We start from the raw sequence: 7,357 nt of genomic DNA, 5'->3' as shown, positions 1-7,357 counted from the left end.
ATATAGCACGTTGTGATCAATGGTGGTACGGGCCGAAAACCAATCCGGAAAGGAAGATGCGATGAGTGTAGAAAAAGTGGCAGTCGTCGTTGCCGGCGGCAGCGGCATGGGCGCGGCGGCGGCAAAGCGCCTGGCCGCCGACGGCTTCAAGGTTGCGATCCTGTCGTCGTCCGGCAAGGGTGAGGCGCTGGCCAGCGAGCTCGGCGGTCTCGGCGTCACCGGATCCAACCAGTCGAATGAGGATCTGCAGCGTCTCGCCGACCTGACGCTCGAGCGCTTCGGCCGCATCGACGTTTTGGTCAACAGCGGCGGCCACGGGCCGCGCGCGCCGATCCTCGAGATCACCGACGAGCAGTGGCACACCGGCCTCGACGTCTACCTGATGAACGTCATCCGGCCGGTGCGCATCGTGGCGCCCCACATGGTCAGGCAGAAGGCCGGGGCCATCATCAACATCTCGACGGCATGGGTGGTCGAGCCGAGCCCTATGTTCCCGACCTCGGCGGTGTTCAGGGCCGGCCTTGCCGCCTACACCAAGATCTTCGCCAACACCTACGCCGCCGACAATGTGCGCATGAACAACGTGCTGCCGGGCTGGATCGACAGCCTGCCCGCCACCGAGGAGCGGCGCGACAGCGTGCCGATGCAGCGCTACGGCACCAGCGACGAGATCGCAGCCACCATCGCCTTCCTCGCCTCCGATGGCGCCGGCTACATCACCGGCCAGAACATCCGCGTCGACGGCGGCATCATCCGGGCGATCTGACGCCTGTCGTCCGCGGCCATGCGGCCGGCTTGCCGCCGTGCATTTGGCGGCAAGCCGCTCGCGGTCGGCGTCATTCCTTCACCGCCCCGGTCATCGAGGAAACGTAGTGCTCGACAAAGAACGAGTAGAGCACCACGACCGGCAGCGAGCCGATCAGCGCGCCCGCCATCAGCGCCCCCCATTCGTAGACGTCAGAGCGCACAAGCTCGGTCAGCACGCCGACCGGCACGGTCTTGTTCTCCGACGATTGGATGAACGTCAGCGCGTAGATGAACTCGTTCCATGACAGGGTGAATGCAAATATGCCGGCGGAAATCAGGCCCGGTACCGACAGCGGCAGCACGATCTTGGTGAGGATCTGCAGCCGGGTCGCTCCGTCTATGAGCGCGCATTCCTCCAACTCGAAGGGGATGGAGCGGAAATAGCCCATCAGCAGCCAGGTGCAGAACGGGATCAGGAACGTCGGGTAGGTGAGGATCAGCGCGAATGGCGTGTCGTAGAGCCCGAGGTTGAACACCATCACCGACAGCGGAATGAACAGGATCGAGGGCGGCACCAAATAGGCGAGGAAGACGGCGAGACCGACCTGCCGCGCTCCCGAAAACCTCAGCCGTTCGATCGCATAGGCCGCCAGCACCGCCGCCAGCAGCGACAGGAACGTGGCGGCGGTGGAGATGATGACCGTGTTGAGCAGCCAACCGGGATAGGACGTCTCGAAGAGAAGATAGCGGATGTGCTGCAACGTTGGATGCACGACCCAGAACGGATTGAAGTTGGCGTAATCGGTCATCTCGACATTGGGCTTAACCGCCGTGATCGTCATCCAGTAGAACGGAAACAGCAGCACGATGATGAACACCAGCAATGGCAGATAGACCGTCACCACGCGGCGCGGCAGGCTTTGCAGGTAGCCCATGCCGCCTTCATCGGCTTCCGGACGTTTCGGTCCCTTGATCGCGGCCATTTCAGTCTCCGCCGCCTTGCTGCCACTTGCGGCGTTGCAGGCCGAAATAGCTGAACAGGATCGCCGCCAGCAGGAAGGGGATCATGGCAACCGCGATAGCGGCGCCCTCGCCAAGCTGGCCACCTGAAATGCCGCGCTGGAAGGACAGCGTCGCCATCAGGTGGGTGGCGTTGACCGGTCCGCCGCGGGTCAACACATAGATCAGCTGGAAATCGGTGAAGGTGAACAGCACTGAAAATGTCATGGTGATGGCGATGATCGGCGTCAGCAGCGGCAGTGTCACATGGCGGAACAATTGCCAGCGGCTGGCGCCGTCGAGCGTGGCGGCCTCGTAAAGCGATTGGGGGATCGTCTGCAGGCCGGCAAGCAGGGTGATGGCGACGAAAGGAATGCCGCGCCAGACATTGGCCGCGATGACCGAGGCGCGCGCGTTTGTCGGGTCGCCGAGGAAGTTGATGCGATGGTCGATCAGGCCCATCTGCTGCAGCGCCCAGGACAGGATCGAGAACTGCGAATCGTAGATCCACCAGAAGGCGATCGCCGACAGCACCGTCGGCACCACCCAGGGCAGCAGCACCACGGCGCGGAAGAACGATTTGAAGGGAAGGTTCTCGTTGAGGATGAGCGCCAGCCATAGGCCGAGCATGAACTTCAGGATCGAAGCGCTGATCGTGTAGAGCAGGGTGTTGAAGACGGAGAGCCAGAAGACGCTGTCGCTCCAAAGGTATTGATAGTTCTCGATGCCGATGAAGATGCCGGGGCGGCCGATGCGGGCATCGGTGAAGCCGAGCCAGACGCCCAGCCCGAGCGGATAGGTCAGAAACACCAACAGCAGCACCGCCGCCGGCAACATGAAGCCGAAGCCAAGCGCGTTGCGGCTTTCGCTCAGGCGCGACAGGATCGAAGAACGCTGCTCAACGGCAACGGACGGCACGGCCATGCGGTGGCTCCTCATTAGATATGATTGCGTGGCGGCCAGGGCGGCCGCCGCGCGGTTGCGCACCCTCACCGGGCAGCGCAGCTGCCCGGCCGGGCGATGATCAAACCCGGTAGTAGCGGTTGGCGCGCTTCTCCGCCTCTTCCATCGCCTCCTGCGGCGTGGCCTGGCCGGTCACCGCCTTGGCGAACATGTCGACCAGCACGTAGTCTGCCATGGTCGCGGCCGAGGCGTAGCCGAGCGGCCCGGCATAGCCGTTGGGACGCAGCGTCGCCGAGGCCTTCGCGTAGGCGGCGTTGTTCGGATCGGCCTTCCACACGGGATTGTTGTCGAAGGCTTTCAGCGTCTGGCAGCAGTAGCCCGCGGAGGAGGTGATCCAGTCCGTCATCTGCGGATCCTCGAACATGAACTGCAGATAGGCTTTGGCTGCGTTGGGGTAGGGCGTGTAGTCGAAGATGACGGCCGTGGTCACCTGGAACAGCTCGACGGACTTTCCGACCGGGCCGATCGGCAGGTTGGTCGTGCGGATGTCCTTGGCAATTTCGTCCAGTTTGGGATCCTTGTCCTTGTTGATCTTGGCAGTGTTGTAGGCGGAAATGCCGTTGGCGATGACGCTCACTTCGCCGGCCAGGAAGGCACGGTTGTTGTTGACGTCGAGCCAGCTCTCGGTCCCCGGAATGAAGGTCTTGTAGAGCTGCTGCGCGTAGTCGATCGCCTTCAGCGTCTCCGGGCTGTTGATCGCCACCTTGCCGCTCTCGTCGACCATCTGGCCGCCATGGCTCCAGAGCAGCCAGTGCGCGTAGTTGTTGCCGTCGCCGACGCCGTGGCCGTGCGTGAAGCCGGCCGGATGTCCCTTCGCCTGCAGGGCCTTGCAAAGCTCGAGGAAGCCCGCCGTGTCCTTGGGAAATTCCGCGAATCCGGCCTCCTTCACCCAGCTTTCGCGGTAGACGATGGCATTGCCGATGGTGGCGAGCGGCAGACCGAGGAATTTGCCTTCCCGGGTCGCGTACTGCTTCGGTCCGTCATACCAGCCGCCATATTTCGAGCCCAGATACTCACCCAGCTCGGTCACGTCGTGCAGCTTGTCGGGGTATTGATGCGGGTCGTCGAACCAGACGAACATCAGGTCGGGACCGGAACCGACATTGGCGGCGACCGCCGCCTTGGGACGGATGTCTTCCCAGCTTTCCTTGTCGACGCGAACCTCGACGCCCGTCGCCTCGGTGAACCGCTTGGTGTTGGCCAGCCACTGGTCCTCATCGCCCTGCACGAAGGGCGACCAGCGCAGCAGCCTGAGCTTCGCGCCGTCCTCCGGCTTGTATTTCAGGCCTTCCTGGGCCAGGGCGCGAGAGCCGACGAACCGGCTTCCCAAGGCTCCCGCCGCCACGCCGGCGGTCGTGCGGATCACGTCGCGTCTGGTGAATTTCATGGTGGTCTCCTCCTGTCAGTTTCCTCGCTCAGTCGTTCTTACGGCCTGGTGCCCATCTCGAACCGCTTTCCGGTTTCGCCGTGAAAGAGATGGATGAGGCCGGGCTCGGCCGAGAGCCGGACGGTTTCACCTGGCGTAAAGGAATGGCGCTCCCGGAAGTTCGCGACGATCTCCTCGCCGCCTTCTGTCCGGCCGATGAGCTGCACCTCCGAGCCGGTCGGCTCAACCACCGCGACAGTGACTGGAATCCCCGCGTCGGACAGCCTGAGGTGCTCGGGCCGTATTCCCAGCACCACCGGTTCGCCGTTGCTGATCGACGGGGTCGCCGCCAAAGGCACGGAAATCTCGCCTGCGCCGCGAAAGGATGGCGAGCCATCGGTCGCAATCCCGCCCTTGAGCAGGTTCATGGCGGGCGAGCCGATGAAGGAGGCGACGAAGAGATTGTTTGGCCGGTCGTAGAGTTCCAGCGGTGGCCCGATCTGCTCGACGAGGCCGTCATGCATGACGACGATCTTGTCGGCCATGGTCATCGCCTCGATCTGGTCGTGTGTGACATAGACCGTCGTGGTCTTTAGCCGCTGGTGCAGCTCCTTGATCTCGGCACGCATCTGCACCCGGAGCTTGGCGTCGAGGTTTGAGAGTGGTTCGTCGAACAGGAAGACGGCCGGATTGCGCACGATCGCCCGGCCCATGGCGACGCGCTGGCGCTGGCCGCCTGAAAGCTGGCGCGGATAGCGCGACAGCAAGGGCACCAGCCCAAGGATCTCGGCCGCGCGCCGGACGCCGGCTTCGCTTTCTGCCTTGGAGACACCTTTTAGCATCAGCGAGAACGCCATGTTCTCGGCAACCGTCATATGTGGGTAGAGCGCGTAGTTCTGGAACACCATGGCGACGTCGCGCTCCTTTGGCGCGACGTTGTTGACGACACGCTCGCCGATCGCGATCTCGCCGCGCGAGATCTTTTCCAGGCCGGCGATCATCCTGAGAAGGGTGGATTTTCCGCAGCCGGATGGCCCCACCAGGGTGACGAATTCACCGTCCTCTATGTCCACGCTGACGCCGTGAAGGATCTCGACGCTTCCGAATGACTTGTAGACATCGGCAATCGCGACAGACGCCATTGAAATCCTCCCGGCTGGGTCCTGCGACGTCCGCAAGACTCCATTTTCTTTCTGACATGGTGCTGAAGCGGATCCCGTCAAAACGGCGGGAACCTCAATCCACCACACCAGCCGGCGACAGCTACCAAGGCTCCCCCCTTGGTCACGCGACTGGGCAAACGGTAGCGCTACCAACCCTGCGTGTAAAGCGGCGGTGGGAAGCAGATCTGCCTAAGCGCTCAGGGTAAATGAACGTAGATAGGCCTTAGACGGAAGTCCACGCATAGCTGTGCTATTCCAGCGTGTATCGATCTACTGGTAAGCTCGCCGGGGTTATATAAGCCAATGCTTGAATGGCGTCGCATTCCTCGAATCACGAATCTGCCAATTTTCTCGCCAGGGTGGAGATCGTCATCGCAAATGTTCGGATGCCCTTGCCCGAGCTGGGCTCATTCCCCATTCACAAACGCCAGCACCAGCCTCTGCAGATTGCCGCCCGGCCCGAATTCGACGCGGTCGAAGTCGCGGCTGGCCTGGCGCTGCGTCTGCGAGAGTTCGGCCAGGCGCTGGGTGAGTTCGGTCCTGATCTTCTTGCAGCCGGGGTCGTCGGCGACGGTCAGTCCGACGCTGAGCGCTTCGATCTTTTGCACCATGTCGATGATCTGACCGCCATGCACCCTCTCATGCGCGGCAAGGCCTGCGGCGAAGCCGTCCCAGCGCTTCTGCAAGCCCGCCGGCAGCGGACCGGTCGGCTTCGGCAGCGTGTAGGTGATGATGAGCTTTGGCCGCGCCGATTTGAGCACGCAGGCGCCGCCCCCGGCCTTGTCGTCGTAGTCGCGCTGCCAGGTCAGCTTGAAATTGGTATGCGCGATGACGCGCTTCTTGCTCTCGCCAATGAGCGGGCCGTTTTCACCGACCGAAGCATAGAGCTCGGGCGCGGTCTGGCCGGAGATGGCGTAGGTCTCGACCTTTTCCACCGGCTTCCAGTCGCCGGCCCGCGCCGGTGCGGAGGGCAGCATGGCCGCGAGCAAAAGCAAAAGGATGGCTGGTTTCATGCGCCCCCGCGGACTTGGAGCCCGAGTCGGCGGGCGATCGCCTTCCATCATGCCCGTTGCGCGCCGGACTGGCTATGCCGGCGTGTTGTCCCAGCCGGCCCGCTCGAGACCGATCCGCAACCGTTCACAATCCTCGGCGCACTCCAAGCGCAGGTCTGCAAGGATTTCCGCCATGGTCAGGCCCGAATCCAGCGCGCGGCCTTCCCTGACGCAAGCCCTGGCTTTCTCGGTGTCGCCGTCGAGCGCGTGGCAAGCCGCCAGCCGCGCCCATTGCCAGACACTTTTGCGCGGCAGGGAGGAAAAGGAGGTTGCGGCCTCGCGGTAGCGTCCAGCAACGAACAAGGCTACGCCGCGGTCGAAATAATACCAGCTCGGATGCATCGGGTTGAGCTGAATGGCCTGGTCGAGCAGAGCCAGCCCGGCTTCGCCATCGCCGCGCAGCGCCTTGAAGTAGCCGGTCTGTGCGAGCGTGTCGGCATCGTAGGGGTTGAGGTCCAGCGCACGAGCAAGATGCTTTTCGGCGGCGTCGTACTCGTCGCAACCCCGGTAGAGCAGGGTAAGCGCCAGGATCCTGTGGCATCGCCCCTCGTCGGGGCTGAGCGCGATAGCATGCAGCGCTCGGTCGCGCGCCTGGTCGAGCACGGCGCGCGGCGCGCCGGAATAGCCTCCTATGATCAAATCGGCGAGCGCCAGATAGGCATGCGCAAGGCCCGAATTCGGGTCCCGTTCGAGCGCCATGAGGAGATGCCTGCGCGCCTCCTCGTTCACGCCTTCGCCATAGCTGCGCAGCAGGGCCATGCCGCGCAGCAGGTGGAGATAGGCCTCGACATTTGACGCGGATGCGGGCTGGCTGCGGCGCATGACTGCGCTTTCGATATTGGCGACCAGCGCCATCGCGATCCGTTGTGCGACCGTTTTCTGGAAGGCGAAGATCTCGCCTTTGGCGAATGTGAAATTCTGTATCCAGACGCGACGTCCGGATATCGTCTCGGTGAGCACGACGCGAGCGCTGTAGCCATCCCCGGCGGATTCCACGCTGCCTTCCGCGATGTAGTCGGCGCCAAGCCGCAAGGCGGTCGCGCTGATATCCTCCGTCCAATGCTCAG

The 7,357-nt window shown here is 63.4% G+C and carries 7 protein-coding genes; 1 reads left to right on the top strand and 6 read right to left on the bottom strand.

The features are described from left to right. The first annotated feature begins 61 nt into the window (after positions 1-61). The gene (locus tag EN780_RS23100; RefSeq protein ID WP_127285795.1) at positions 62-766 is read left to right on the top strand and encodes an SDR family oxidoreductase; all 705 of its coding nucleotides are present in this window, start codon (positions 62-64) and stop codon (positions 764-766) included. 70 nt (positions 767-836) lie between these two features. On the opposite strand, the gene EN780_RS23095 is transcribed toward EN780_RS23100, so the two are convergent. From EN780_RS23095 to EN780_RS38895, 6 genes are all read right to left on the bottom strand, one after another. Next, positions 837-1,730 (bottom strand): carbohydrate ABC transporter permease, encoded by an 894-nt coding sequence (locus tag EN780_RS23095; protein ID WP_128275418.1) that lies wholly within the window; start codon positions 1,728-1,730, stop codon positions 837-839. A 1-nt stretch (position 1,731) separates the two neighbouring features. Beyond that, positions 1,732-2,670 carry a sugar ABC transporter permease gene (locus EN780_RS23090; RefSeq protein ID WP_128275417.1) on the bottom strand — a complete coding sequence of 313 codons (939 nt, stop codon included), beginning with the start codon at positions 2,668-2,670 and terminating at the stop codon, positions 1,732-1,734. A gap of 100 nt (positions 2,671-2,770) precedes the next feature. After that, on the bottom strand, positions 2,771-4,096 hold the full coding sequence (locus EN780_RS23085; RefSeq protein WP_128275416.1) for an ABC transporter substrate-binding protein: 1,326 nt from the start codon (positions 4,094-4,096) through the stop codon (positions 2,771-2,773). Between the two features lie 38 nt (positions 4,097-4,134). Then, positions 4,135-5,217, bottom strand: a complete 1,083-nt coding sequence (gene ugpC / locus EN780_RS23080; RefSeq protein WP_128275415.1) for a sn-glycerol-3-phosphate ABC transporter ATP-binding protein UgpC — start codon at positions 5,215-5,217, stop codon at positions 4,135-4,137. Positions 5,218-5,645: 428 nt separating this feature from the next. After that, on the bottom strand, positions 5,646-6,251 hold the full coding sequence (locus tag EN780_RS23075; protein WP_128275414.1) for a DUF922 domain-containing protein: 606 nt from the start codon (positions 6,249-6,251) through the stop codon (positions 5,646-5,648). Positions 6,252-6,323: 72 nt separating this feature from the next. Then, the coding region (locus EN780_RS38895; protein ID WP_189556668.1) for a transcriptional regulator at positions 6,324-7,357 on the bottom strand (1,034 nt) is incomplete at its 5' end.

The sequence above is a fragment of the Mesorhizobium sp. M4B.F.Ca.ET.089.01.1.1 genome (genome assembly GCF_004022605.1).
Lineage (GTDB): Bacteria > Pseudomonadota > Alphaproteobacteria > Rhizobiales > Rhizobiaceae > Mesorhizobium > Mesorhizobium abyssinicae.
Note: the sequence above shows the minus strand (reverse complement) of the source record. Positions and strands in the feature narration are given on the sequence as shown.